The sequence below is a fragment of the Pedobacter sp. GR22-6 genome, assembly GCF_037402555.1.
Taxonomy (GTDB): Bacteria; Bacteroidota; Bacteroidia; order Sphingobacteriales; family Sphingobacteriaceae; genus Pedobacter.
In genome coordinates this window covers 840,304-864,106 of record NZ_JBBEUC010000001.1, presented here as the reverse complement: position 1 = coordinate 864,106, position 23,803 = coordinate 840,304, and the positions used below count along the sequence as shown (strand labels likewise).

General features: G+C 45.7%; 35 protein-coding genes. 19 read left to right on the top strand and 16 right to left on the bottom strand.

All coding sequences use genetic code 11. The annotated features are described in order from the left end of the window. Nucleotides 1-16: 16 nt before the first annotated feature. Together WAE59_RS03910 and WAE59_RS03905 are read right to left on the bottom strand one after the other, a co-directional pair. Nucleotides 17-1,414 (bottom strand): PQQ-dependent sugar dehydrogenase, encoded by a 1,398-nt coding sequence (locus WAE59_RS03910; protein WP_337854626.1) that lies wholly within the window; start codon nucleotides 1,412-1,414, stop codon nucleotides 17-19. A gap of 65 nt (nucleotides 1,415-1,479) precedes the next feature. Further along, complete coding sequence (locus tag WAE59_RS03905; protein WP_337854625.1) at nucleotides 1,480-1,680, bottom strand: hypothetical protein; 201 nt, start codon at nucleotides 1,678-1,680, stop codon at nucleotides 1,480-1,482. Nucleotides 1,681-1,977: 297 nt separating this feature from the next. Between WAE59_RS03905 and WAE59_RS03900 the strand changes: the two genes are divergently transcribed. The 5 genes from WAE59_RS03900 (at nucleotide 1,978) to WAE59_RS03885 (ending at nucleotide 4,633) form a co-directional block, all read left to right on the top strand. Then, entirely contained in the window at nucleotides 1,978-2,940 is a 963-nt protein-coding gene (locus WAE59_RS03900) for a manganese catalase family protein (protein WP_337854624.1), read from the top strand. Nucleotides 2,941-3,055: 115 nt separating this feature from the next. Beyond that, nucleotides 3,056-3,184 (top strand): hypothetical protein, encoded by a 129-nt coding sequence (locus WAE59_RS03895; protein WP_337854623.1) that lies wholly within the window; start codon nucleotides 3,056-3,058, stop codon nucleotides 3,182-3,184. Nucleotides 3,185-3,528: 344 nt separating this feature from the next. Continuing rightward, nucleotides 3,529-3,621, top strand: a complete 93-nt coding sequence (locus WAE59_RS25820; RefSeq protein ID WP_443147242.1) for a hypothetical protein — start codon at nucleotides 3,529-3,531, stop codon at nucleotides 3,619-3,621. A 187-nt stretch (nucleotides 3,622-3,808) separates the two neighbouring features. Then, nucleotides 3,809-4,018: a hypothetical protein gene (locus tag WAE59_RS03890; protein WP_337854622.1), complete on the top strand. Its 210-nt coding sequence runs from the start codon at nucleotides 3,809-3,811 to the stop codon at nucleotides 4,016-4,018. Nucleotides 4,019-4,378: 360 nt separating this feature from the next. Next, complete coding sequence (locus tag WAE59_RS03885) at nucleotides 4,379-4,633, top strand: hypothetical protein (protein ID WP_337854621.1); 255 nt, start codon at nucleotides 4,379-4,381, stop codon at nucleotides 4,631-4,633. A gap of 290 nt (nucleotides 4,634-4,923) precedes the next feature. Here WAE59_RS03885 and WAE59_RS03880 read toward each other — a convergent pair whose 3' ends face one another. After that, nucleotides 4,924-5,169: a hypothetical protein gene (locus tag WAE59_RS03880; RefSeq protein WP_337854620.1), complete on the bottom strand. Its 246-nt coding sequence runs from the start codon at nucleotides 5,167-5,169 to the stop codon at nucleotides 4,924-4,926. A gap of 20 nt (nucleotides 5,170-5,189) precedes the next feature. On the opposite strand from WAE59_RS03880, the gene WAE59_RS03875 reads away from it, so the two are divergent. From WAE59_RS03875 to WAE59_RS03860, 4 genes are all read left to right on the top strand, one after another. Then, the gene (locus WAE59_RS03875) at nucleotides 5,190-5,432 is read left to right on the top strand and encodes a hypothetical protein (protein WP_337854619.1); all 243 of its coding nucleotides are present in this window, start codon (nucleotides 5,190-5,192) and stop codon (nucleotides 5,430-5,432) included. Nucleotides 5,433-5,436: 4 nt separating this feature from the next. Continuing rightward, entirely contained in the window at nucleotides 5,437-5,766 is a 330-nt protein-coding gene (locus WAE59_RS03870; RefSeq protein ID WP_337854618.1) for a DUF3140 domain-containing protein, read from the top strand. A gap of 136 nt (nucleotides 5,767-5,902) precedes the next feature. After that, the gene (locus WAE59_RS03865; protein ID WP_337854617.1) at nucleotides 5,903-7,102 is read left to right on the top strand and encodes a PQQ-dependent sugar dehydrogenase; all 1,200 of its coding nucleotides are present in this window, start codon (nucleotides 5,903-5,905) and stop codon (nucleotides 7,100-7,102) included. 1 nt (nucleotide 7,103) lies between these two features. Further along, the gene (locus WAE59_RS03860) at nucleotides 7,104-8,075 is read left to right on the top strand and encodes a gluconolaconase (RefSeq protein WP_337854616.1); all 972 of its coding nucleotides are present in this window, start codon (nucleotides 7,104-7,106) and stop codon (nucleotides 8,073-8,075) included. 248 nt (nucleotides 8,076-8,323) lie between these two features. On the opposite strand, the gene WAE59_RS03855 is transcribed toward WAE59_RS03860, so the two are convergent. The 6 genes from WAE59_RS03855 to WAE59_RS03830 all read right to left on the bottom strand — a co-directional run bounded on the left by WAE59_RS03855 (nucleotide 8,324) and on the right by WAE59_RS03830 (nucleotide 13,700). Further along, on the bottom strand, nucleotides 8,324-10,561 hold the full coding sequence (locus WAE59_RS03855; RefSeq protein ID WP_337854615.1) for a xanthine dehydrogenase family protein molybdopterin-binding subunit: 2,238 nt from the start codon (nucleotides 10,559-10,561) through the stop codon (nucleotides 8,324-8,326). 16 nt (nucleotides 10,562-10,577) lie between these two features. Next, nucleotides 10,578-11,594: an FAD binding domain-containing protein gene (locus WAE59_RS03850; protein WP_337854614.1), complete on the bottom strand. Its 1,017-nt coding sequence runs from the start codon at nucleotides 11,592-11,594 to the stop codon at nucleotides 10,578-10,580. Further along, complete coding sequence (locus WAE59_RS03845; protein ID WP_337854613.1) at nucleotides 11,587-12,099, bottom strand: (2Fe-2S)-binding protein; 513 nt, start codon at nucleotides 12,097-12,099, stop codon at nucleotides 11,587-11,589. Before WAE59_RS03845 ends, WAE59_RS03850 begins: the two co-directional genes overlap by 8 nt. A gap of 209 nt (nucleotides 12,100-12,308) precedes the next feature. Beyond that, nucleotides 12,309-12,830: a peptide-methionine (S)-S-oxide reductase gene (locus WAE59_RS03840; RefSeq protein ID WP_337854612.1), complete on the bottom strand. Its 522-nt coding sequence runs from the start codon at nucleotides 12,828-12,830 to the stop codon at nucleotides 12,309-12,311. Nucleotides 12,831-12,842: 12 nt separating this feature from the next. Beyond that, entirely contained in the window at nucleotides 12,843-13,169 is a 327-nt protein-coding gene (locus WAE59_RS03835) for a hypothetical protein (protein WP_337854611.1), read from the bottom strand. A 66-nt stretch (nucleotides 13,170-13,235) separates the two neighbouring features. Continuing rightward, on the bottom strand, nucleotides 13,236-13,700 hold the full coding sequence (locus WAE59_RS03830; protein WP_337854610.1) for a ferritin-like domain-containing protein: 465 nt from the start codon (nucleotides 13,698-13,700) through the stop codon (nucleotides 13,236-13,238). A gap of 214 nt (nucleotides 13,701-13,914) precedes the next feature. On the opposite strand from WAE59_RS03830, the gene WAE59_RS03825 reads away from it, so the two are divergent. The 3 genes from WAE59_RS03825 to WAE59_RS03815 all read left to right on the top strand — a co-directional run bounded on the left by WAE59_RS03825 (nucleotide 13,915) and on the right by WAE59_RS03815 (nucleotide 16,339). Next, entirely contained in the window at nucleotides 13,915-14,406 is a 492-nt protein-coding gene (locus WAE59_RS03825) for a PPC domain-containing DNA-binding protein (protein ID WP_337854609.1), read from the top strand. 481 nt (nucleotides 14,407-14,887) lie between these two features. After that, the gene (locus tag WAE59_RS03820; protein WP_337854608.1) at nucleotides 14,888-15,499 is read left to right on the top strand and encodes a chemotaxis protein CheB; all 612 of its coding nucleotides are present in this window, start codon (nucleotides 14,888-14,890) and stop codon (nucleotides 15,497-15,499) included. A 321-nt stretch (nucleotides 15,500-15,820) separates the two neighbouring features. Further along, nucleotides 15,821-16,339, top strand: coding sequence for a hypothetical protein (locus tag WAE59_RS03815; RefSeq protein WP_337854607.1), 519 nt, complete (start codon nucleotides 15,821-15,823; stop codon nucleotides 16,337-16,339). A 348-nt stretch (nucleotides 16,340-16,687) separates the two neighbouring features. On the opposite strand, the gene WAE59_RS03810 is transcribed toward WAE59_RS03815, so the two are convergent. Next, nucleotides 16,688-16,990, bottom strand: a complete 303-nt coding sequence (locus WAE59_RS03810) for a hypothetical protein (RefSeq protein ID WP_337854606.1) — start codon at nucleotides 16,988-16,990, stop codon at nucleotides 16,688-16,690. Between the two features lie 172 nt (nucleotides 16,991-17,162). Between WAE59_RS03810 and WAE59_RS03805 the strand changes: the two genes are divergently transcribed. Next, entirely contained in the window at nucleotides 17,163-17,678 is a 516-nt protein-coding gene (locus tag WAE59_RS03805; RefSeq protein WP_337854605.1) for a DUF421 domain-containing protein, read from the top strand. A 1-nt stretch (nucleotide 17,679) separates the two neighbouring features. Further along, nucleotides 17,680-18,180, top strand: a complete 501-nt coding sequence (locus WAE59_RS03800) for a 2'-5' RNA ligase family protein (RefSeq protein WP_337854604.1) — start codon at nucleotides 17,680-17,682, stop codon at nucleotides 18,178-18,180. Between the two features lie 3 nt (nucleotides 18,181-18,183). Here WAE59_RS03800 and WAE59_RS03795 read toward each other — a convergent pair whose 3' ends face one another. Then, nucleotides 18,184-19,176, bottom strand: a complete 993-nt coding sequence (locus tag WAE59_RS03795; protein ID WP_337854603.1) for a phosphotransferase enzyme family protein — start codon at nucleotides 19,174-19,176, stop codon at nucleotides 18,184-18,186. Between the two features lie 247 nt (nucleotides 19,177-19,423). On the opposite strand from WAE59_RS03795, the gene WAE59_RS03790 reads away from it, so the two are divergent. Together WAE59_RS03790 and WAE59_RS03785 are read left to right on the top strand one after the other, a co-directional pair. Further along, the gene (locus tag WAE59_RS03790) at nucleotides 19,424-19,780 is read left to right on the top strand and encodes a nuclear transport factor 2 family protein (protein WP_337854602.1); all 357 of its coding nucleotides are present in this window, start codon (nucleotides 19,424-19,426) and stop codon (nucleotides 19,778-19,780) included. 113 nt (nucleotides 19,781-19,893) lie between these two features. Next, nucleotides 19,894-20,298, top strand: a complete 405-nt coding sequence (locus WAE59_RS03785; protein ID WP_337854601.1) for a transcriptional regulator — start codon at nucleotides 19,894-19,896, stop codon at nucleotides 20,296-20,298. Between the two features lie 49 nt (nucleotides 20,299-20,347). On the opposite strand, the gene WAE59_RS03780 is transcribed toward WAE59_RS03785, so the two are convergent. After that, nucleotides 20,348-20,878: an antibiotic biosynthesis monooxygenase gene (locus WAE59_RS03780; protein WP_337854600.1), complete on the bottom strand. Its 531-nt coding sequence runs from the start codon at nucleotides 20,876-20,878 to the stop codon at nucleotides 20,348-20,350. A 128-nt stretch (nucleotides 20,879-21,006) separates the two neighbouring features. On the opposite strand from WAE59_RS03780, the gene WAE59_RS03775 reads away from it, so the two are divergent. From WAE59_RS03775 to WAE59_RS03765, 3 genes are read left to right on the top strand one after another with little or no spacing between them, the layout of a single operon-like run. Beyond that, a complete protein-coding gene (locus WAE59_RS03775) occupies nucleotides 21,007-21,216 on the top strand; it encodes a hypothetical protein (protein WP_337854599.1) in 210 nt (69 codons plus the stop codon). Continuing rightward, nucleotides 21,216-21,446, top strand: coding sequence for a hypothetical protein (locus WAE59_RS03770; protein WP_337854598.1), 231 nt, complete (start codon nucleotides 21,216-21,218; stop codon nucleotides 21,444-21,446). Before WAE59_RS03775 ends, WAE59_RS03770 begins: the two co-directional genes overlap by 1 nt. Nucleotides 21,447-21,458: 12 nt before the next feature. Further along, on the top strand, nucleotides 21,459-21,989 hold the full coding sequence (locus WAE59_RS03765) for a hypothetical protein (protein WP_337854597.1): 531 nt from the start codon (nucleotides 21,459-21,461) through the stop codon (nucleotides 21,987-21,989). A 4-nt stretch (nucleotides 21,990-21,993) separates the two neighbouring features. On the opposite strand, the gene WAE59_RS03760 is transcribed toward WAE59_RS03765, so the two are convergent. The 4 genes from WAE59_RS03760 to WAE59_RS03750 form a co-directional block, all read right to left on the bottom strand. Further along, on the bottom strand, nucleotides 21,994-22,254 hold the full coding sequence (locus tag WAE59_RS03760) for a hypothetical protein (RefSeq protein WP_337854596.1): 261 nt from the start codon (nucleotides 22,252-22,254) through the stop codon (nucleotides 21,994-21,996). Between the two features lie 112 nt (nucleotides 22,255-22,366). Beyond that, nucleotides 22,367-22,543 carry a hypothetical protein gene (locus WAE59_RS25815; protein WP_443147241.1) on the bottom strand — a complete coding sequence of 59 codons (177 nt, stop codon included), beginning with the start codon at nucleotides 22,541-22,543 and terminating at the stop codon, nucleotides 22,367-22,369. 177 nt (nucleotides 22,544-22,720) lie between these two features. Further along, the gene (locus tag WAE59_RS03755) at nucleotides 22,721-23,329 is read right to left on the bottom strand and encodes an alpha-ketoglutarate-dependent dioxygenase AlkB family protein (protein ID WP_337854595.1); all 609 of its coding nucleotides are present in this window, start codon (nucleotides 23,327-23,329) and stop codon (nucleotides 22,721-22,723) included. Then, on the bottom strand, nucleotides 23,329-23,784 hold the full coding sequence (locus tag WAE59_RS03750) for a hypothetical protein (RefSeq protein ID WP_337854594.1): 456 nt from the start codon (nucleotides 23,782-23,784) through the stop codon (nucleotides 23,329-23,331). Before WAE59_RS03750 ends, WAE59_RS03755 begins: the two co-directional genes overlap by 1 nt. Nucleotides 23,785-23,803: the final 19 nt, after the last annotated feature.

Below are 23,803 nucleotides of genomic sequence, written 5' to 3'. Positions count from 1 at the left end.
GTAAACTGAATTCCGCTCAAGGCTTCAACTTAAATTCCAACAAACAACCACGAAGGCTCGTGGCTTTCGGATTCTCCTCTGTTGGACCGGAAGTAATCGCTGAGCTGTCTGTGACCAGGTAGATCCTTGTGCCATCCCTGGAAACCGTCACATCCCTGTATCTCGCCCGCGATGCAAAACATTCGCTTACTCGCTGATCGACTGATCCATCAGCTTTTAACTTTAGACGCAGTAGCTTACCCTGCTTCAGGGAAGTGACCAGTATTGATTGATCCCAGTCTGGAATTACTTTTGAATGGTAGATTGCGATACCTGACGGAGCATATGCATTCCAATCTGCTTTCTCACCACTTTGAACTGCGGTAAACAAGTTGCTCAATATCTGACGGCCGGTAGGATAAAAACTGTAAATGGGTTCCCTGAAAGTTTTGCCAATGGAATCCGAGTTTCGGCGTTCGGAGCGAATAAGCGGATAGCTGGTATGCCATCTCCCCGGATAGCTTTTCTCGGTCGACACCGAGGCGGCAAGTCCGTCATAATTCCCGTCGGCATAGCCAATCACCAGGGGATGACCATAATTACCTCCCTTAATCACTTCATTAATTTCGTCATCAGAATATGGTCCATGCTCAGATGAGTAAAGCTTGTCCTTACCGGCAAGGCTGGTGAAAGCAAGACCTTGAGGGTTCCTGTGTCCCAAAGACCAAATAGCACTTTTTTCACTTATCGGGTTATCTCGGGGTATCCAGGCTCCTGAAGAAGACGGACTGAGACCGAAACGCAATATTTTTCCTTCATAGCTATGCGGATTCTGGGCTTTATTCTGCCTCCCTCCATTGGAAAACTGCCCGGCACCTTGATCCCCTACCGCATAAAAAAGATAGGGTGTTCCCTTCACCGGGGCAATGACCATTCTGCCACCGTTATGGTCATTACTCGCCGGCACCGTATCGCAAATGACCTGTTTGTTACTGAGTTTGTTAACAGCTGGATTGTAACGGTACCTGGCCAGCCTGAGTAAAAAATGGTTGCCCTCCAATTGCCGGTATACATAGGCCAGGTAAACGTAAGGTTGCCCGCTGCTAAACTGCGGATGCAATGCAAGTCCCATAAGTCCTCCCTGCGGAGTCGCCTGTTTGACCTTTTTCAGCAAATCAAAATCAGGAAACTCCCTTTTTGCACTTAAATCCAAAACGACGATCTTTCGACCGGTAGAGGGATCAATTTTTAGGACACGGTAACCTTTGGATTCGTTCACCCAAATACTGCCATTCGGATCAATCGCTACAGCCCAGGGATCACTGAGCCCTGAGGCAATGATTCGCCTCTCAAACTGTGGCTCGGGTGCTACTGCCGATGAGAAGACAATGCAAATGAGCAAAAATAATGAGGCTGGAACTAGATAAGCTTTCATTAGGTTTCGGTTTAGCTTGCTATGCGAATAAGGCTAGCTTGCGGAGTACCTTCTTTTAAAGATAATCACCTTCCAATTGTGTCAACTGTCGCGGCAGGTGTACCAGTGTTGGCTCCCCTCCCAATGGCGGTATCAATCGGGGTAGCCAGGGAATCGGTGGAGGTGTTTGAATCAGTTACGCTGGATTGCGTGGAATCGGCGGAACTTGCACCTGTCTTATCCGAGCCGCAGGCGGCAATAAATAAGCTGAGCGCGGCGATTGTCATTAATGATAATTTTTTCATGAGGGATGAATTTGTGAACGAATTATTTGAACTGTCGTCACCAAGGACATCTGGCAGACAAGATTGTTTTAGAAAAAACAAATTTTCAGTTTAGGTCCTATTATGCCATATCTTAGGTATTAACATCACACATAATATTTTCTAAATAGTATAAATTTTAAGTATTTACACCCTAAAACCGGGTATATACCTGATCTGCAAAAAGCCTAAACACTTTGACCGATTGTTAGTTAGTTAGCAAAAAGGCCTACGCCACATGTATAACCTAACTAAAAAAATATGTTTTATCACGTTCAAAGTTTGATCAATCCTATAGTGGACGACCAGCCGGATCCATCGGCAGCAAATGCCTTACAGGAAGGCTTAGGTGGGCAGTTTGGTGAAATGCGCACCATGATGCAATATCTGTTTCAAAGTTTTAATTTCCGGGGGGACGGGATTCCGTACCTGGATCTTATTCAGGGAATAGGTCTCGAAGAAATCAGTCATGTAGAGCTGATTAGCAAAACCATTTCTCGTCTCTTAGATGGTGCACCTGAGTACCATGGTGGAAAATTTGATGTTCCCGGTGCGGGTGGTGATCCAGTGATGAATATGGCAAAAGAGCAACAGAATCCGCATCATTTTATCCATGGCGCTCAGGGTGCGCTACCTGTAGATGCTGCAGGGAACCCATGGAGCGGCTCTTATGTACATAATCATGGTAATCTGGTGCTCGACTTAATGGATAATTTGGTACTGGAATCAACAGGACGGTTGCAGAAATGCAGGATTTATCAAATGTCCTCTAATAAAACGCTTAGAGCTACAGTTGCCTTTCTGATCGCCCGTGACGAAGCGCATGAGATGGCTTTCGCTAAGGCACTGGAAACACTGGGGGTTAACTGGGGCAAAATCCTGCCTGTTCCTAAATTTGACGCTTCACAGTATCCTGAAGTCAAAAAGCTGATTGATGCAGGTATCAACCGCGAACAATATACTTTCCGATTAGACGGCTCGTTGATGGGTCAGATCTTCCAAGGATCCTCACCTGCCAATGACGGAACTGATTTGGTGACGTTAAAAGAGCCTAAAGAATCTTATCCGATTCCACCCGCACCGGAAAGACCAGAAGAGTTTGCCCCGGGATTAGATCCTGAACTCCAGAAATTAGCGGACGCTTTCAGTGAGTTTAAAGAAAAAACCCTAAAGGAGATGGAAAAGAAAGCTGGCCCGAACCCAAGAAATAAAAAAACAAAATAATATATGACGGCTGGCCGTATCCATTGAATCTGTTTGATCCAATACTTTATTGTAAATAACTGTTATACATTAGAACATCCCTATCAGAAATATTGTTGAATACAAAAACGATCATATGCTACATATATTTATCGCCGATGACCACACTGTGGTGCATAACGGGCTGAAGATGTTACTGGAGAAGAATGACAGTATTACCATCGTGGATGAAGCAGCAGATGGAAATCAGGCCCTGGACTTTTAGCGCAAAGTGAGGAGTAAACCTGGTTCTTACCGATATCAATATGCCGAAAATGGACGGAATGGCCTGACTAGGGCTATTAAAGCGCGCGGTTACGCAACCAAAGTCATCTTTTATCCAAGCATGAAGAGGAAACTTATCTTCATGAGGCATTTCTTGCAGGTGCAGACGGCTATATGCTCAAATCTGCCCCTATTAAAGAACTTGTATTTGCCCTGCAACATGTGCATTCGGGGAAACAATATTTATGTTCTTCCCTCATGAAGGACCAGCTTTCAATGAACATGGAAAGAACTTAGCAGACAACAGTTGCAAACTCATGCGACATCGAAGTCTCCCCCGGGCAAATGGAAGTACTTGAGCTGCTTTCGAAAGGCCTAACGAATATGGAAATTGCCGAAAAACTGCTTTTGAAGTCAGCATCGGGAAGAGCGACGTAATCCCCTGAGCGTAAGAAACTGAGAAGTGAAGTCATGGGATGAACTTAAAAAAGAAGAGGGCGATGATGGTATAGCGACTGAACTTAAACCCTTAAAGGATTGTAGACGAATCCTCGGTCACACGGTACTGAGAAAGCGGTCAAAACATTTTTACGACCTCCCTGTTTACTAAAAAAAACCTATTGATATGATTAGTTATAACTTACACCTGCCTGCGTCGAACCTAACGATAGAGCCGCAGGGCGACGGACGTTACCAAATTCTGGACGGCGATGACAAATTAGGCGTCATATTCACTGAAACAAGCGATAAGAGGATGAACTGGGTAACGAACGATCCTTTGAAGAAAAAGTTTGTTCAGAAAATGGGCGCATTGATTAAGGAACACCAGATCTGATTGAATCAAGGTATAGTGGCTGATTTGTCTTCATTCAGCAGCATACAGATTGCCGATTGAAGACCTTAATTGAAGCTTCCTTTTAACTGGTGCTCTTTGCGAACTATGAACCGGCGCTGAGGCTAATCATTCGGCCTAAGAATAGCGAGTGGGCTGCCTCGCTTTAATCACGTAAATTATTAAATTAAGGGCTTGGTGAAAATATTGCAAATGGCTATGGTTGTAAACAAATATTCGGGAAGGCGTTTCAACTTCTTAGGCGCGGTATCACGCCTGAAGAATCGTTCATTCGTTATTGGCTATTGCAGTTTAGCGGTCATTTTGCCAATGATACACAGCGCTGCATAATATATAAAATATATGAAAAATAAAAAAACACCCCAACCAGGAGAAGAGGATTATCCGCTGAACCAACCGCAAAATCTCAATATCCCAAAATTTAACAGTTCAGGAAAAAAAGACTTGACTGATGATTTGCCACCAGTGGAAAACATGAATGATCTGCAAATAGAAAAGAATGCCGATCATGAAAGTTATGACGACCGACCGCTGACTGATCTCGGAAATGAACGGTCAGACAATGAGGAGGAAAAGGAACGCATCATCAGGCGCTGATAGTGTGTTCGCTTCACCATGAAAAGGGACTGCTCGATGGCAGTCCCGAATACGCAATTGGAAGAGCTCATTTAAGATTTGAAAAAACAGCAGGAAAAACGCTTTATGTTTAATAACATAAGCTGACTGCGCTTTTGTCTTACTGATGAAAACTAAAATTTTGCACTGGCGTTCCCCTTATTGACCCATTGGTCTTTTACTACGTGCACAGCTCCAACATGCGATCTGGTTCATAAATCTATCCTAATACTTTTAATAAAGTGCCTCTAATACGCTCATCATGATAAATATCAACGGTCTTTTGTCTCAATTGCCTCACCGATCTTTATTACCACGTCTTCTGGAAGTTCATCACTGGAAAACCAGCAAAGCCCTTCCTCGATACATTCCGACCATACCGTTCCCAAGTAGTCATCTTCATTGTACAGCTTATATTTAGTTTCAACTCCAGCCTGAGCAGGCAGTACCCTTAGCTCTTCCGGCAAACCCTCCAGACTCAGACGGATTGTAAATTCTTCGTTGTTATCAGACATCATATCCATTGAATTACCTTTATATGAAACAAGCCTGCCCCAAGCTTGTTTCATATAAAAAAGGAGGAATTATGCCATGGCCAAAAGGAGAATACCCGGCATCTTATAAAAACCAGCCCAAATATCTCAGGGAAAAGGCAACAGAAATCGCAAACGGCGTACTGGCCGAAAGCAATGACGAAGGCATCGCGATCGCCACCGGACTAAAAAAGGCAAGGGAATATTTTAAAGACCACCCGGAGGAAAAAAGGAAAGCCAAAAAATAGGACTATGGAAAAAGAAGAAATGCAGGAAATATACACGGAATTCAAACACACCGTAAATATGAGCGCCTCAGCCCTGGAAAGATGGCTAAAAACCGAGGCCTCTAAATCCGTGGGTTGGGACAGCGGTGACGGAGAATCTATAGGACATAAATCTGGGGAAAGAATCATTCAGATCCTGCACAAGAAAAAAACAGACTTAACTAGTGCCGACTACAAGCACATGCAAAAAGTGAATGCCTATGCCAAAAGGCACCTGGCCCAAAAACCTGAGCATCCAAAAGACTCCAACTGGGAATACTCCCTAAAAAACTGGGGCCATGATTACCGCAAATGATGATGCCATCTGTCTATTTTTAAAAAACGACTGTTGGCTATCGGTTTGGAAAGTTCAGATCAATTAAGAATGGAGCAGTCGTTTTATAAAACCATATCATAGCCGGGCTGTTTACACAGCAAATACCTAAATGCTTATGAAAAACAATAAATTACTCTGCTCGGCCATAGTGGCCTTAACGCTCAGCGGGCAATATGTGCATGCCCAACGTGGCATACCCCCTAAAGAGGTAACCAAATCCTTATCGGTAACCAAGTATGCTCAGGTGATGGATTTCAAACCGGAGATGCTTAAACTGCTTAAAGTACCCTCAGGCTGGCAAGTAAGTCTTGCGGCTTCCGGTTTGGGTAAACCAAGGATGCTCTACACCAGCCCTCAGGGAAATGTCTATGTCACCCGGCGTGACGGTGGTGATGTCCTGCTCTTACAGGATAAGGACGGGGACAGCAAATTTGAGAACCTGGTCACTGTAGTTTCCAACTTTAAGGGTGTGCATGGCATTACCATGAAAGACAACTGGATGTACCTTTGCAACAGCAACGAAGTCCGCAGATACCCGGTAAAACCCGACGGAACCCTGGACGCCATGGCTGGAGAAACCCTAATCAAAGATCTTCCTGACGGCGGACAACATCCCAACCGTACCATGGACTTTGGCCCTGACGGGATGCTATATATCAGCGTGGGTTCCTTATGCAATGACTGTAAGGAAAGCGACAAAGAAACAGCAGCCATGCTACAGGTAGACCCAAAAAACTGGTCACGCAGCATCTATGCCAGCGGACTGAGAAATACCATTGGGTTTGACTGGCACCCGCAAACCAGAGAGCTGTGGGGTATTGACAATGGTGGAGATGCCAAAGGCAGCGAATGGCCACCTGAAGAAGTCAACCAGATCAGCCAAGGCGGAGATTATGGCTTCCCATATGCTTATGGTAAACAGGAAGTAGACAAAAGTCGTGAAGATCCGGCGGGAAATACCAAGGAAGCGGTCGTTAAAAACACCAAACCATCCGTTCTGGAGTTGACCGCGCACATGGCACCTATCGGGTTTACATTTTTCAGGGGCGCTGCAAACATCCCCCAGGAATGGGCTGGTGACGGATTAGTCGCCTGGCATGGGTCATGGAATGCAGAGAAACCTGTCGGGTTCAAAGTGCAGCGGATCCATTTTGAAAATGGTAAGGCCGTAAAAGCGGAAGATTTCCTGACCGGCTTTTTGCAGGGTGAATCCCGCTTTGGCAGACCAGCAGGAATTACAGTAACCAAAAACGGTACGATCTACATTTCAGATGACGCCGGAGGAAACATTTACGCAGTTAAAAAAACCAATTAAAATGAGACTACTGAAATACTCCGCGATAGCGATAATCGCCATTACCGCTATTGCCGCAACAAGACCAGAACCATCACCAAGAATAGAATTTGACGCCCTGGAAGCATATCCTGAAGGCATTGCCTTTGACAAAGCGGCTAACCTATATTATGTATCTTCAGCCAGGCTGGGCCATATTGGCAAGGTAAGTCCCCAAGGTGCTTATACTGTCCTCCACGCAGACAGCACCTTGAGATCCACCTACGGATTAAAAATACATCCTGACGGCAAGCGCCTTTTCGCCTGCGTATCTGACGCCAATTACAGCAAATACACCAATCCTGCCACCAGAATGAAAATGGCCAGACTTATCAGCATTGATTTAAAAACCGGAAAAAGGCTTTCAGATACCGACCTGTCCTTGCTGGTACCAGGGAAACATTTTGCCAACGACCTGAGCTTTGATCCCCAGGGCAATGCCTACATCACTGATAGTTTTGCGGGTGCAGTTTATAAAGTTGATCCCAGCGGAAAGGCCAGCATTTTTGCAAAAGACGAACAATTTAAAACCGAAGGCGTAGGTCTAAACGGAATCGTCTACCATCCTTCCGGGTACCTTATTGTAGACAACAGCTCCAAAGGACAGCTTTTCAAAATAGAGCTGAAAGACCCTAAGAAAGTAACCAGAATTGCCGTTGATCAATATTTCATGGGGGCCGACGGCTTATTGCTAAATGACAACAATACCTTAACCATGGTAGTTAACGGCGGAACAGATAAGATCTTCCAGCTAACTAGCAGCGACAACTGGCAATCGGCAAAGGTCACCGCCTCAACACTGGTGACTGACAGGTTTACTTACCCAGCTACAGCAACCCAAAACGGTAAGGACATCTGGGTAATGAATGCCCAGTTCAACCAGTTGGTCGACAGCAACTCTGTACCGGTAAAAAAATTCGCCATCCAACAAGTGGTGTATAAACCGTTGAACTAAACACTTGGAAAAGTTAATCGGCATGAACACGTAAATCCAATAATGGCGATTGAATTCGTCTGATTATTATTCGCCTTAATTACCGACAATAACCGGGTGAAATACCCCGGTTTTTCAACTTTACAACCATGCATAAAGAAATAGATACTTGAAGCACTGGTATAACCAGCACCTAGGTTGACCTTATGCTGCAGCAATTGACAGTCACGATGACTGGCATCTGTGATGACCTCAGTCCGCTGTGATTGCTACAACAGCTTATCAAAATGGATTGGCAGCTGGTTGATCCTTTTTCCTGTGGCATGATAGATCGCATTGGCAATCGCCGGCGGCATACCTACCAATCCAATTTCCCCGATCCCTTTGCTTCCCAACTGGTTGACAATCTTATCCTCCTCTTCCACAAATATTACATCCAGTTCATGGATATCCGCGTGAACAGGGATATGATATTCACCTAAATTCTGGTTCATATATTTACCCAGTGTATGGTCTGATATGCTCTCCTCATACAGGGCCTTACTGATCCCCCAGACCATCCCCCCCAAGATCTGGCTCCTGGCCGTCTTCGGGTTAATGATCTTTCCCGCGGCCACCGCAGTCAATGCTCTTTTTACGGTAATTACCCCCAGCTCCTCATCAACCTCCACTTCTGCAAAGGCAGCGCTATGCGCCGCCCTGCTATAGTCTTTTAGTTTTAGCAAGTTGGGTACATTGAAGTTCTTAGTTTTGATCGGCTTACCTCCGTTCGCGTCGATAATTTCTCTCAAAGACACAGCCAGCTCAGGCTTTTGCTTAAGCTTTATGAAACCTCCCTCAAATGATACTTCCTCTGGCTTCAGGCATTTGAAAAAAGAACCTTCCATCTTTTGAGCTGCGCTCAGGATCTTTTTACGCAATGCCTTCCCAGCCACCATAATTGCGGAACCAACTGTAGAAACGGTGAATGAGCCTCCCTGGATCGGTGCGAAGGGCATCTTACTGTCTCCGTACTCAAAACTAACATCCTCTAATTTAAGCCCCAGTTCATCTGCGGCTATCTGGGTCATCACCGTAAGTGTACCTGTACCGATATCCGTAACCGCACTTTTGACCACAAGTTTTCCCTCAGGACTAAGGATTGCTTCAATCCTGGCAGGAACAATCATAGATTCCCAGATGCCAGTCGCCATTCCATAACCTACTAATTTATTTCCCCTTTTCATGCTTCTCGGCTCTGCACTGCGCTTGTTCCATCCAAACTTTTCAGCTCCCTGCAGGTAGCATTCCCGAAGTTCCTTACTGGAATATGGCCTACCAAGGCTCTCGTCTGTATCCGCGTAGTTGATGAGCCTGAATGCTATCGGATCGATGCCAGCAGCATAGGACAGCTCATCAATCGTGCATTCTATTGCATGCGCACCCGTAGATCCCCCGGGCGCCCGCATGTCAAGGGGAGTATGGACGTCCAGCGGCACAAGTTGATAGGTCATTCTGGAATTTGCAGAAGGATAGAGCATCGGTGCCCAATTCACCACTACCTCGGTATAATCTTCATAACGAGAGGTTTCTGCAATTGCCCCATGGTAAAGTGAAGTAATCTTTCCAGCTGCATCGGCGCTAAAACGCGTAATCTGCGAGCTGGGCGGACGGTGCCCGATGGTAAACATTTGACTGCGATCCAATGTCACCCGAACATTTCGTTTAAGCTCGAGTGCCGCGAGCACGGAAAAGAAAAGCTGGTATTGCGGCCGCAGACCTGATCCGAAGGCACCGCCCACGTATGGGGAAATCACGCGTACATTTTTAAAATGTAGTCCAAAAACATTCCCAACGTATAAAAGGCAATTGACCGTGCCCTGGGTCTTATCGTAAATGGTCAGTTTTCCCTTTCCTTCATAAACCGTAGTCGTTGTGAAAAGTTCCATCGGGTTGTGGTGTTCGGTGCCATGGGTAAAATAACCTGACGCCTGTGCCGGCGAATTTTCAAATGCCTCCCGGGCATCCCCCTTATCTTTCGGCGGCAATGGTTTTAGGAAGGTAGCGATCCCCGGTTGAGGATCTCTTGCTAAGGAGAGGTTTGCTTCAAGGTCGGTTACAAATTCTTCCGTTTCATAATCGATCCTCAAGATTGAGGCAGCATACCTGGCCAGCTCAAAACTTTCCGCGACAACCAGCGCGATCGGCTGACCGTTGGAATAGATCTTTTCATCATGCAATGGCCGGAACGGGGAACCCGGAGGCGCATCCATATCGGAATACTGGAAATCAAACCAGGCCAGTGAAGGTCCGTTTTCATGGCTGAAAACGGCAGTTATGCCATCTATAGCTAAAATCTCCGAAGCATGAATCTTCAATATTTTCCCTTTGGTGATGGTACTGCTGACCACATAGCCGTAAAGCAGTTCGCTAACATTATATTCGCCAGCATATTTTGCATCGCCGGTAACCTTTAAGGTTCCTTCTAAGCGGCTGACCGGCTGGCCTATCATTGGTTCTTTAGACATAAGGTCTTTTGTTAGGTTATTTGGAAGGCTGAGCGCCGGGTAATTGTGAAGCAGGATCAAGCGCCATCATACAGTTGCGCACAATTGCACGTTTGGCAAGTTCGATCTTAAAGCTGTTGTGTTCAAAACCTACAGCCCCTTGAAGAATTAGTTCTGCAGCGCCACTGAAATTTTCCCGATCCGGGGTCTTTCCTACAAGAAACTGCTCCGCCGCTTGAACGCGCCAGGGCTTATGGGCCAGGCCTCCCAACGCAATCCGCGCCGCTTTGACCAAACCATCAGCCAGCTCAAGTCCTGTCGCTACCGAAACCAGTGCAAAGGCATAGGAGCTCCGGTCACGCAGTTTTAGATACGAATAATTTTGAGAGAAGCCCTCAGCTGGCAACTCAATTCCGGTGATCAGCTCAGCAAACTGCAGATTATTGTCGATCTCTGGATGATCTCCGGGCAACCTGTGAAAGTCTGAAAAGGGAATGCTCCGTTTCCCATCCGGACCCTGAACATGGACAATAGCCGCTAAAGCGGCCAATGCCACGCACATATCTGATGGAAACACGGCAATGCAGTTTTCGCTGGCACCTAATATTGCCATGTTACGGTTGTAACCTACAATTGCCGGACAGCCGGAGCCCGGTTTTCTCTTATTGCAGGGCGAGTTGGCGTCATAGAAATAATAGCAGCGCGTACGCTGAAGCAAGTTTCCCCCATTAGTAGCCATGTTACGAATCTGCGCAGAAGCCCCAGCCAATATGGCCTTACTCAACAAAGGAAAATGTTTTTCAATCAAGGGGTGATAAGCAGTATCAGCATTCGCAGCAAAAGCATCCAGCATCAGCCCACCATTTTCCATAGGGGATACCGCCTCAGCCTTCAGCTGGTTAACGTCGACCAGTTCATCGACTTGCATTAGGTTGTATTTTAAAAGGTCGATCAAATTGGTACCACCCGCTACATATTTCGCGCCCGGGTTTTCAGACATTTTTTTTACAGCTTCTGTAAACTCTGCCCCTATATTGTAATTGAAATCATTCATGACTGCCTCCGTTTTTAACCTCCATGATCGCCGCGATGATATTCGGGTTTGCCCCGCATCGGCACAGGTTTCCACTCATCAGGTCTTTCACTTCCGCTTCGGTATTTGCTTTACCTTCCTTCAGTAACCCTATAGCACTGCAGATCTGGCCGGGGGTACAGTATCCACATTGGAAAGCATCATGTTCGATAAAGGCAGTCTGCAAAGGATGAAGTCCGTTCTCGGGGGCAATTCCTTCAATGGTAGTAATTTCAGCGCCGTCTCTCATTACCGCAAGTGTCAGGCAACTCAGGATGCGTTTATCATCACAGAGCACCGTACATGCGCCGCATTGACCATGATCGCAACCCTTTTTTGTTCCTGTCAGATCGAGTTCTTCCCTTAGTAGATCCAGCAAAGTGACCCAAGGCTTGACCATTAGAGAATAAGGGATGCCATTTATCTTCAGTCTGAGCTGCTTAGCATTATTACGGATTAAGGGCGGATTAGGTGTCTGGGTTTGCATAGGCAAGTGTCTAAGGTCTTAGGAAGCTAACAGCGCCGGAAAAAAAAGGTTTCACATTTCACACTTTACCATCCGCAACGCAGCCTCCAAGCTCAGAGAAACAGGTGATCTGGTTACAGGCTTAATCGGGAAAGGAATTGATAATGGCTGCTGCCATCGCAAAAGCCAGGGAAACTTTCGGCTAAGTCAGAAAAAGCAGCTCGATGGATTCAGCCCTTTGTCTGCGAACTGCGCAGGTGACGCAGTTTATCCGGATCCACATGTGCAGCAAAGTCTTTCAGCAACTGCAACAATTTCGGATTGACAATGTTGCGGCAAAAGGGTTTCTCAGGATCACTGTAGTAATAGTTTAAGTATTCAGACTGATTCAGCTTAAAAGCCGAAAATTCCAGCACTTCTGTAATGATGCTTTCCTCGAAGTCCTGTTGTAATCCATGGATAATCGCCAGGGCAAGCGCCTGTTGGGCGGCACTGTGACAATACACCGCAGAGCGGTATTTACTGCGCATGCTGTGCGATGAGGTCGCACTGTGGGTGTGCAGGTGCACTGTGATGAGCATTTCCAGTGGAATCAGCTCCGGATCGAAACAAACAATTACCGCTTCTGAGAATATTGATGGCGCATCGGATGCAGCGATCCATCCCTGGCGTACTTCAACAACGCCCCGCAACGACAGGAAAATTGCCTCAGTACACCAGTGACAGCTGCCGCCAAATCCAATCTCTTCCATGCCGGAACGATTTTAGAGGGTACTCTCGTCATCGTCTATCCCATCTAGAGCCCTAAGGTCTTCCGCTGTCACAGTGGTCTCGTCTGCATCCAAATCGATCTCACTGACCGGATCAAAGGCAGTGGAAGTTCCCATATCTGTTTCCCGGTCATCCAGCTGCTTGATGTTGCCCTGCTCCCCTCCTTTATTATACTCATCCGGTTCGGGCGTGATACCTTTTTCAGGTTCAAGCGTAAATGATCCCGCGCTGGCGCCAGTTGCCTGATCCAGTTCTTCTCTCTGATGTGGCTCCTGCCCTGACAGCAGCGATCCGCTTTCTTTATTTTCCTCGTTTTCCATGATATATAATTTTAATTGATGTGCTGTGATGATTTACCAAGTCCAGCGAAAAGCTTTCAGCCCCTGCTATTCATTGATGTTTTCCAGGCGGTGGTGATAGGTCTGGATTTCAGACAGTGCTTCACGAATTGCAGTTCTCTGGCGCTGCAATAGCTCAATATGATCAGCATGCGTTTCCGGATGGTCCAGCACCGCATCAAACTTATCGATAGCTGCCTGTTCCCCGGTTTCAATGGCGCCAAGAATTGCTGAATCCTCTTTACTGCTCAAGGCTTGTTTGATGTCAATCCAGGTACGGTGCAAGGCACCCAGTACCCCGCCGCTTTCATTTTCCGATTCCCCGCCATGCGCGGCAAGGTGGGCTTTCAGTTCCTCTGCAAAGGCAGAACGCTGCGCCGCATAATTCAAAAACAGCCCCTTAAGTTCCGTACTTTCCGTGGTATCGCTGGCCGAAGCATATCCCTCTTTGCCATCATTCAAAATGTTGATCAGCCCTTTCAGCTCGCTGGTAATCTCTTTATCGTTTTCCATGATAGATAGTTTTGAATTGATAACCAGTTTGATAAAGGAAAGTTTTCAGCAAATGCGGCAGTCACATTTTCTTACTGCCAATATTGTGAAGATTTCCACCCATTAGATACTCCCATTCCTGAGAGATATAAAAATTTCCAGAAACAATCGCAAAAGCCCTGCTGTTCCTTAAAAGAAGGTAAATAAATGCACAGCTCATTAAAATAACTAAACAATGAAAAAATACCCCCTACTCTGGTTGCTCCTGTTTCTCGGTTGTAGCGTTACGGCCCAGACTACCGATACCGCCCGTTATGTAAAAACCCCTACCGGATACCTGATGGTCCTGCGTCAGGGAGACGATGTGTTTAAAGAAATCGAGAAATTCGCCATTGCTGAAAAAATACCCTCCGCGAACTTTACCGGAATGGGCTTTATCAACGCACGCTTTGGCTTCTTTGATTTCAAGACCAAGGAATACAAGCCGAAAGATTTCAAGGAGGTAGAAATGGCCAGCATGACCGGTTCCATCGCATGGCAAAAGGAGCTTCCATCCTTACACGTTCATGGCATAGTCACCGACGCTTCCTTCAAAGCCTGGGGCGGACATTTGCTGTCAGCGACCGTAAGCACAGGCTCACTGGAGATCAACGTGACCGTTCATGATAAAAAGCTGGAGCGAAAAAGGGAAGAACCATTAGGTGCGAATGTCTTGCAACTGCAGTAGATGAGTAGCTAACCTTCAACAAAGTGCTTAATTCAGGGTTAATTTCCTCTCCTTGTAAAGGGTGCGTACCAAAAAACCCCAATATATAGGTCTAGGTCAAAGCCTTGTGTTCCTAGAATATTGATGATTGTTCTAAAGTGCCTGACGGGCTTGCTGCTGCATAAAAATCGTTACATTCAAACTGTCCCCCTTAGTTTTGTAAAGGCCTTTGAGCAAAGTCGCCGCCTGGTCTGAATATCCTATGGTCAGTTCAAAAGATTTGTCTTCGTAAAAACTACATCGCGAGTAATTGAATCGCAGATACCGGAGGAGACGCATCAAAAAACGAATTCCCCCTACTCAATCTCAGGGTTAGTAATATTAGCCGATAAAATTTAGGAAGATTGATTGACCTGAAAATTCAAACCTAGGATTCAGCCCTGACCAACGACTGTAAACTAAAATCCCAGCAAGTTGTTACTAAAAAGCCAGAATTAAACCAATGGAGAAAACATTTTATACCATAGCCATCGGATCCTCCCTAGGTGGACTCCAGGCATTAAATGAATTTTTTGATCACCTTTCTAAAAAAGTAGATGCAGCCTTTGTCATCCTCAGTCACCTAGAACGCGGCAGAAGAAGCATACTTGATAAATTGCTATGCGAAAGAACAGATATCCCTGTAATCAGGGTAGAAAGTGATACCCAGTTGCAACCAGGACATGTCTATGTGCTGATAGAAAATACCACTTTGATTGTAACAGAGGGTTGGCTGCGCGTGCAATCCCGTGACTCCCAGGTCCGCAACTCCTCGGTCGACATCTTCTATGAATCACTTGCCCGGGACTTTAAAGGCAAAGCCATAGGAATCATCCTTTCCGGGGGCGGAAAAGACGGGCTGAATGGCGCCCTAGCCATCGCAGCAAACGGTGGAAAAGTGCTTGTTCAAGATCCGGAGACCGCCAAAGCAGCAGGCATGCCGCAAGCCATCGTCGACCTAGACCACCCCAGGTACATTCTCAATCCCACCAAGCTTGCCGAACTTATCAACAAATGGTGCAGCCAAGGGGATTTCAGCCATCCTGCCGAGCAAATACAAGAAAACAAAAATTAAAGTGCTTGTAAAAACGACAGCTAATAACTAAGCCCGCGAAATCTCTATTTGATCCTTGATTTCATGAATAACAACCGCGAGATATAGTTACCCAAGCCAACCAGTCAAACAAAAATCAAAAGATAAAATACCAGTATCCTCAAGCAATTCAGCAATGTATGATCTAAACACAATGGTACATTTTTAGGTAGAGCAGTTTAGAATGATCGCTGTTATTTTGTCGCATTAGCGCGGTTGAACCCCCAAATACGGATATCATTTACGATTTGATTTAGACAACAACCAAAGGGCTCACCGTTTGTTTTCCTAATAAAAATGAGAATGAAGAACCGATCCAGAGCAGGGCAGAAAGTAAAAGAAGCCAGGCAGAGAGAAAAAGATGGCGATCTAAAAGCCGCAGAAAAGTTGTACCAGAGTGTGCTGAAGATCAATTCCGACGAACATGTTGTTTACGATCGCCTGATGATCATCTATCGCAGGCAGAAGAATAGCCAGAAAGAAATAAATATCATTAAGCTAGCTATCAACAATTTTAAAACCAGTTATCTGGAAAAACAAAAAGCTTGGATCGAAAATAACGAGATCATCGCGGGTTTATCAAAAGATCTAGCGATCAGTCTGGGACTTATGGATAAAGACGGCCTGCCCCTGAATGCCGATCCTCTTTTGATCAAATGGGAAAAACGCTTAACCTTACTCGAACAACGCATGGAAAAGAGAAAGCCGGGCAACAGGACGACCGCTGCAAAATCAACAGGTACAACAAAGCACAAAACGAAATCTATAATAGGTCCCAAAGGCAAAACAGAAAATCAGAAAAAAATCAAATCACGTGCCTAAAAGTCAGGGTCAGCTTGGCCCCCATTGCTTTAGTGGACTTCGCCATTCTATGCGCTCAGTTCTGTTACAGATTGCCCTTCATAGCCATCCTGATTATCGGCATCTGCAACGACCAGCTCACCGCTGGATGGCCCTGAAATCCTGAACCTATTTACGACATCCATTAGTTGCTGAGGCCTGAGTACAGAAGTATCTCTGCGGTAGACGGAGAAGCCTAAAAGATGCTCATGATCTTTCTAAAACTTGCCTAAACGCCATTTCGCAGTATTGCTTGTGCCTTGTCTGGTTACACATATATCAGCCGAACCATTTATATTTCTTATTGAAACTACAAAAACGAATTTGGACTCAGTGTAGAACCTGCATAACCACGGTTGGGGTCTCAGCAGCAGTCAGTCCGGTGATCCTTTGCAGTCGGTGATACGATGGCCATTGCCCCGTAGCCCCACGATACAGTAAAAATCCACTAGTTGCCAGTCCCTGTAATCCGATGACAGGGAATTTGGCCATTTTCTTTAAGCTTTGATATAGGAGCCAGCCCCCAGCCAAAAAGGAAAGTGTCCGCTCTACTCTGGCAACCTCTGGCTGGTTATTTACAGGCACAATCTGAGCCTGCGGAGCACTTAAGGGCAATATTATCTTATCTTTCATAGGGTCGATTTATAAAATTTTAACAAGAGAGGGGTGTGAAAGTTTTTAGAAATCCCAATTCCTCGCTCGGTTCCGAAGTTTGAAAATTGCGTGTCCTGTAGGAATTTAGATCTGATGACATTAGATGAGTAACCATCTATCAACAAACTCCTGAATTCACTGTTAGTCTAATATGAAGGAACTCCTGTTTAAAAATTGGGAAAGCGTATGGCATGTAGCCCTATGCTCGATACTGGCCTATTTTATCTTATTTCTGTTTATTCGGATATCGGGCAAAAGAACCCTCGCTAAACTGACCGCATTTGATTTCGTAGTCACCGTAACGCTCGGTTCTACCTTATCTTCCATGATGCTGGGAAAAGTGACCATGCTGGAAGGAACGGTCGCAATGGCCATCATCATAGGACTGCAATATCTGCTGGCCTGGACGGCACGCGAATCCGAAACGCTGGAAAAGGTGATCAATTCTTCCCCTACGATGGTCTTCTACCGTGGGGTATTCCTGGAAGAAGCCATGAAAAAGGAAGTCCTCACGCATGAAGAAATTTACGCCGAAATCAGAAAGTTCCGCATGCTCGATGTCGACCAGGTCGTAGCGGTCATTATGGAACTTAACGGGGAATTAACGGTGATCAAAAAAACTGAAAGCTCGAACCACACATCGCTGGACGACATCCAAAAACCTTAAAATGCAACAATTCGAGCCAGCCATGATCCTGACTGTTCGGCTCGACGAGCAGTCACAAGCGCATTTTGACAAACTTCGAGAAGCACATTTTCCGCCGGAACGAAACTTTCTTAAAGCGCACCTAACCTTATTTCATAAACTTCCTGACAGTCCTGAGACCGCAGAACTAATTGCTGATCTAAAGCACCCCAGATTCAACATGCAGGTCAGTAAACTCATCCACCTTGGCGCCGGTGTCGCCTACAAGCTGGAAGCCCCGGAGCTCAGTTCCCTGCGCAACGGGATAAAAGTCAAATTCGAAGCGGCACTCAGCGCCCAGGACAGAAAGGGATTCAGGGCGCACATTACCATTCAAAATAAGACCAGCCCTGAACAGGCCAGCGCCCTGATGGCAGAATTGTCAAAGGACTTTACTCCTTTTGAAGTGAAAGCGACCGGACTTGATTTGTGGAACTATCTTGGAGGGCCCTGGTTGCACAAACAGTTTTTTCCCTTCGCTTAGTGATCAACTGTCCCAGTAGGTTTTTACAATGTGCTTCAAAACTCCGATGTAGGCTTTTACTTGCGATGGCTGGCTAAAAGTGTAAAATTGATCGTGAGTGGTATGAAAAGCCATATAGAAAAGCCAAAAGCCAATTGCGAGGTAAGGCACCGTGGACAATTCCTGTTCGCTGACTGACCGATATTGGCGGTATGCTTTAATGAATTCGCTGTAGGCTGCATCCGCCGCGTCTTGTGTCATTCGTCCTGTAAATACATCGAGTGTAAGATGTTGCCAGAAGGTCATGATGTCATTTACCAACCAGCCATATCCCATAAAATCAAAGTCAAAAAGGGTAACACGATCATTATCGAAATGAAAATTTTTAGGTAGAAAATCAAAATGGCAATAGCCTTTTGAGAAGTCTAGATCATTTATCGTACTTAATTTCGTTTCAACCTGTGCTACTGTATGTTGTAACCATGCATATGCTGAGGGGTCATCTGCAAGTGCAGGTTGTAATATCGCTAAGGGTTCTTGAAGCGTTGTTTTGTGATTAAAATGCCATCTGGCCCCTCCCAGACTAATGGTGGATGACACATTGTGAAACTGTGCCATCTCTCGGCCAAGATTGCTGAGCTGGCTATCGTTCAATAATTTGACTGCCTTACCCGGAGCATAACTAAATAGCATCCCATATCTTAATCCTTCGGCCGCTTCCAACTCTATAATCTCTTTCCCTGATCTGTCCGTGATGGGATAAGATACGGATACCTTTTGCTGCTCCAATGCGAGTAATAATTTCACTTCCTCTTGTATCTGCGGCAAAGTTCTATGGGTAGCGCGGTAGATTCGAAGTATGAACCTGTCTTTTGGTGATTCCACAAGGTAGGTATCACCTACACCTCGTACCAGGAATTTACATTTCACAGTACCTAAATCGTAACTCTCTGAAATCAGTGAGGAGAGTGCGTTTGGACAAAGGGTAGAATATAGGGCAGGAAAAGAGGATTTCATATGACCGAAGATAAGGTTTGGAAGAGATTTACCGCTCTTATTGAAAATATTTTATCCCCCCTGGCTTCCATATCAGATTTTCTTTTGCATTTTATTAAGAGAAACTGATCGTTTCCGAAAGATAGATAAGGTTCAATACCTCAGCAAGGTCATGGCGCATTACCCCCTGTATAATGACGCATTCAGCAAGCTTCCTTAAACCAAAGCTCAGCTATATTTGTCTTAGTAATTGCTAAACAATTGACATATGGAAAATTTATTGGGCGTAGCACGGCTGTTCTCTGGCGGAAAATTCGCTGAAGTTGCTGACCGGCTTGCTGACGAAGTCGAGTTCCACATTTATGAAGACCGAAAACATTTGATCGGAAAAGCGCAGGTAATGGAATTTTGCAAAGGGATCGCCGACTATTTCTCCAGCATTGAAACCGACTTCCGGGAAGGCGGAAGCCTGGTTGCTGAGGGCAAGGTGGTGATTTACGGTTACGGTGAATTTAAAAGGGACGGAGAACTGGTTAATGCCGTTCACTCCTGCGACGTCTATGAATTCGACGCCATGGGTAGGATCCGGACCATTCACTCCTACTGTAATTCCGGGCAGCAATAAACAGTTGCCGGGATAACCTTTCCGAAGCTGATAAATATCCACCATCCTGGCGAACCAAAAGGCACGAACCTTTAATGGGTACTGATCAAGCGAATAAAATGAACATAACGACGATGGAAAAAATAACGATTGCTACAGACATCAAAGTTTTCTGCGTGGACGCAGAAAGCTTCCCCGAAGGCATTTTGAAGGCACATCAGAAACTCCATGCCCTGGTGCCATTTTCTGAAGAACGGAAATATTTTGGTGTATCCAGAATGGAAAACGGAGGGATCATTTATAAAGCCGCGGCAGAAGAGCTGCAGCCTGGTGAACTGGCGAAGCATGATCTTGCTCCCCTGATCCTACCCTCCGGTGAATACCAATGCATCCTGATCAGGGATTTTATGAAAAATATTGAAGCCATTGGCGCAGCATTCGAAGAGCTTACCCAATTACCTGATATTGATCCGCAGGGCTATTGCCTAGAATGGTACGTTTCGGATAAAGATGTGCGCTGTATGGTCCGGGTGGTATAGCTCAAACAGACACAGCAGGGAGCTAACGGATAGCCGAATCAGCTGGCAATCAGGAAGGTGGATTTCTGCTCAACCAGGGCTTTAGAATCTTGGTAATCAAGGGCATCACTACCCAGGTCAGCAGGCCAACCATCAGCATGCCTGTGATCAGTATCCTCAGCGGAGCGGGCAAACCAATCAATAACCAACCTGTAAAATAATATAAAAGAAGACTGGTTGGAAAAACTCCACATAGTGTCGCGATGGCCATTTTCCAGCGTGGTGGAGGGCTTGCAGAACGAAACCAGGCCTCTAGCCCTGTCAGGTCCCTATACACAGGCGTTTCAGTAAGTGTGGACGCATAAGCTTCCCATCGCATAAACTGCTCAGAATTGTAAAAAGCGTCCCGTTCCTGAATATCTTTAAAGGTCCTTAAAATCCCGATTTCATTATCCTCCGCTCCGGGAAACGAAGAAATAATTGCGGCACCATGTACGCCACCCTGCGCAAAGGATTCCCCAAGAAAGTTCCGAAGGGATGCTTTAAATTCCTCTTCCTTCCCGGGAAGGATTTTGCGGGTGATTGCAACGTGTATCGCCATAGCTTATAATTCATTACGAATTTAATAAAATGCCGGTATCCTTCAAACCGGATTCATTTGCAACATTCATTTCCATACCTCAGGTTGTATCAGCTAAAACCTAATGCTCAGCATGTTGTTTACATCATATGGAATCATTTGAAATACAACTATTAGAAGACCGCTTTACCATTGAACCGCTTGAAAACGGGCTTTACCGCATCCTGGAAGGTGAAATCAAAGTCGGCGTGATCTTTCCTGAGCCTGATGGCGATCAGGTGAAATGGACTACCCAGGACGAACTGGAAGATGGATTTGTGCAGCAGGTTGGCGAACTGATCACCGAACATAACATGTAATGAAAACTTTTTTCCATGAAATAGAACCCTACCAGATCCAGGCCTCAGGCATGAGGCTCAGCGTGCTGCCTATGGAAGACGGCGTTTACAGGGTCAGTCATGGGAATAAGTTACTGGCAGACCTTTACCCCGAGATCACTGCAGCAGGAATATTCTGGAATGGCTTTGGCCAGCTCCCTGTCCGGGTTGCCGAAGAAATCGGGCAGCAGATCTACGCCCATGAAATCTAGAAATATTAAGCAATGGAAAGCAAAGCTGAAATATACAACTTCACAGATGACGGAACAATTCCCAACAGTAAGTATCCGGTGATCGTTTATCATACCAGGCTTGACCTGGAGGATAAAACAGCAGCTGATTTCCTGGAGAACAGGTTTGCTGAAAATGGCTGGAGTAATGCTTTCCGCTGGAGGGTCTATGATTTTCACCACTACCACACCAATACCCACGAAGTCCTGGGGGTTTACGCCGGAAATGCAATCCTGCAGCTCGGCGGACCCGAAGGAGAAAAACTGGAGGTACATCCCGGCGATGTGATCATCTTACCTGCGGGAACCGGTCATATTTCCTTGAGACATACGGAGGATTTTGCAGTGGTCGGTGCCTATCCCGGTGGAGAAGAACCGGATTTGATCAAGCTCAGCGACCAGCGGCCTGAAGGTGTTTGCGAGAAAGTGGATGGCATTCCTGTACCGGAGAACGACCCTTATTTTGGCAGCGGACCGGATGGGCTCCTTCAATCCTGGACGGAGCGGGAAAACAGGGCGAAATGAAAACTCAGCTGAGCTGCGCGCTTGCCTTGCCTTTATGATCCCAATGGTCTTTCAGCACGATACCCTCCGTATTTTCCAATAACCTTCGGGCATAACGTTCCCCTTTAATTTTACCGGAAGCATCCTTCTCCCCTATAAAAAGTAAGATCGCCCTGCCCTTTGTATCCGTTTTAAAGGCTAGGTCATAACGTTTGAATTTCATTTCTATCATCGTATCAGGCTGATAGATTTTATTCAGGATCTTTAATATCGGTTCTTTCAGCATGTTCAAGTCTTTTGTTTATTTAACAAGTATCAGGCAAACCTGGTTTTTGAACTTTCCTCAGCAACAGGCCTGACCAGATAGACCGGCTTAAGGGATTCTGAAATCCGGAAAGTCAGGTTGATTCTTGGGCCGACCGATCTCGCCGTTTTCGGCACATGATGCGCATAATGCGCCTGCATCGTATCCCCATGAGCAGCAAGCTGCCATGGGTGAGCGGAACGTCCAGCGGCGAAATGTCTTTCTTGGACTTATGGCGAACTTTAAAAATCTGCGTATCCCCGAAAGTCACCGAAGCAATAGTACCAATACAGAAATTAGCGGTAGAAAGTAACCCTGATCATTAGCTGTATATTACATTGAATTAAGCGAAACTTACAATGAGGGGCTCATTTGAGCCCATATTTCACTATTGTTGCAATGCTATTTCCAAAAAGTCCTGGATCAGATGTCTTCTAAAAGACAAAAATCAAATCACCACCCTAAAAGTCAGGTTGACGCGGGCCTTCATCGGATGAGTGCTCTTCGCGATCCGATGCTCCCAGTTTTGTTGTAAATCTCCCTTCATAATCATCAATGCCCCGCTTTCCAGTCGTATCGAATATTTCTGACTATGGTCCGCCTTATTGCGGATATCAAAGCAACGAACCTGACCGAAACTTACAGAAGCAATAACCGGATGAGTACCCAATGCCTTTTCATTATCACTGTGCCAGGCTACCGAGTCATTGCCATCACGGTAATAGTTCAACAATACAGAATTAAAGCGGATACCAGCAATAGCTTCCACCTTGTTCCGGATCATTTGCAGCTCAGGAGTCCAGAGATTGGGTGCTGACCTTCGCAACGAGGTATAGTCATAAGTTTCTCCATCGGCATACCATGCGGTCCATCTTGGTGTAATGACTTCCTTATCATACATTCTGACGATCTTTTGCTTCCAGGGGGAATTGGCGATAAAATGATTTAATAAGATACCACTCTCGTTTTCAGTAAATAAACCCGGATGATATTCCAGTAATTCTTCAGGTAGTCCGGGGCTTTGCCCCGCTTCCTTAAACATGCTGAGTTGTTCCATCAAGCCTTCCCTCTTTGGACGGTAACCTCAAAATCTTCGCTCATTTCCGCATCGTATATTTTAAACAGGATTGCCCATTCATCCTTTAACAAATGCGGAACATAGGCGGCAAATACCTTTACAAATCTTTCTAAATCTGTTTTCGGCTGGCAGATGACCAAATATTCGGCATCATTTATAACAATGACTTCAAGCACTTTTCCAGGCCAGTGTGTTTTGATTTCTTCTGGAAGCTGGTTAAACTGTTGAGATTCGATCAGCATTGCCAAATCCTTGCACATGCCTTCAGGAATATCTCCCTGACAGCGCAGTTTCCAGAGGCCCTGCATTTGCTGAAGTTCGCCGATCAGCTCATCTCCATCTACGATCTGCCAGGGCTCGCCACGTCGGGGCTGGATCAGTTGATAAGCTTTTTTCGAATTCCCGGCTTTAGAAAAATAGATCAGTTCAATCATATCAATTGTAATTCTTTGT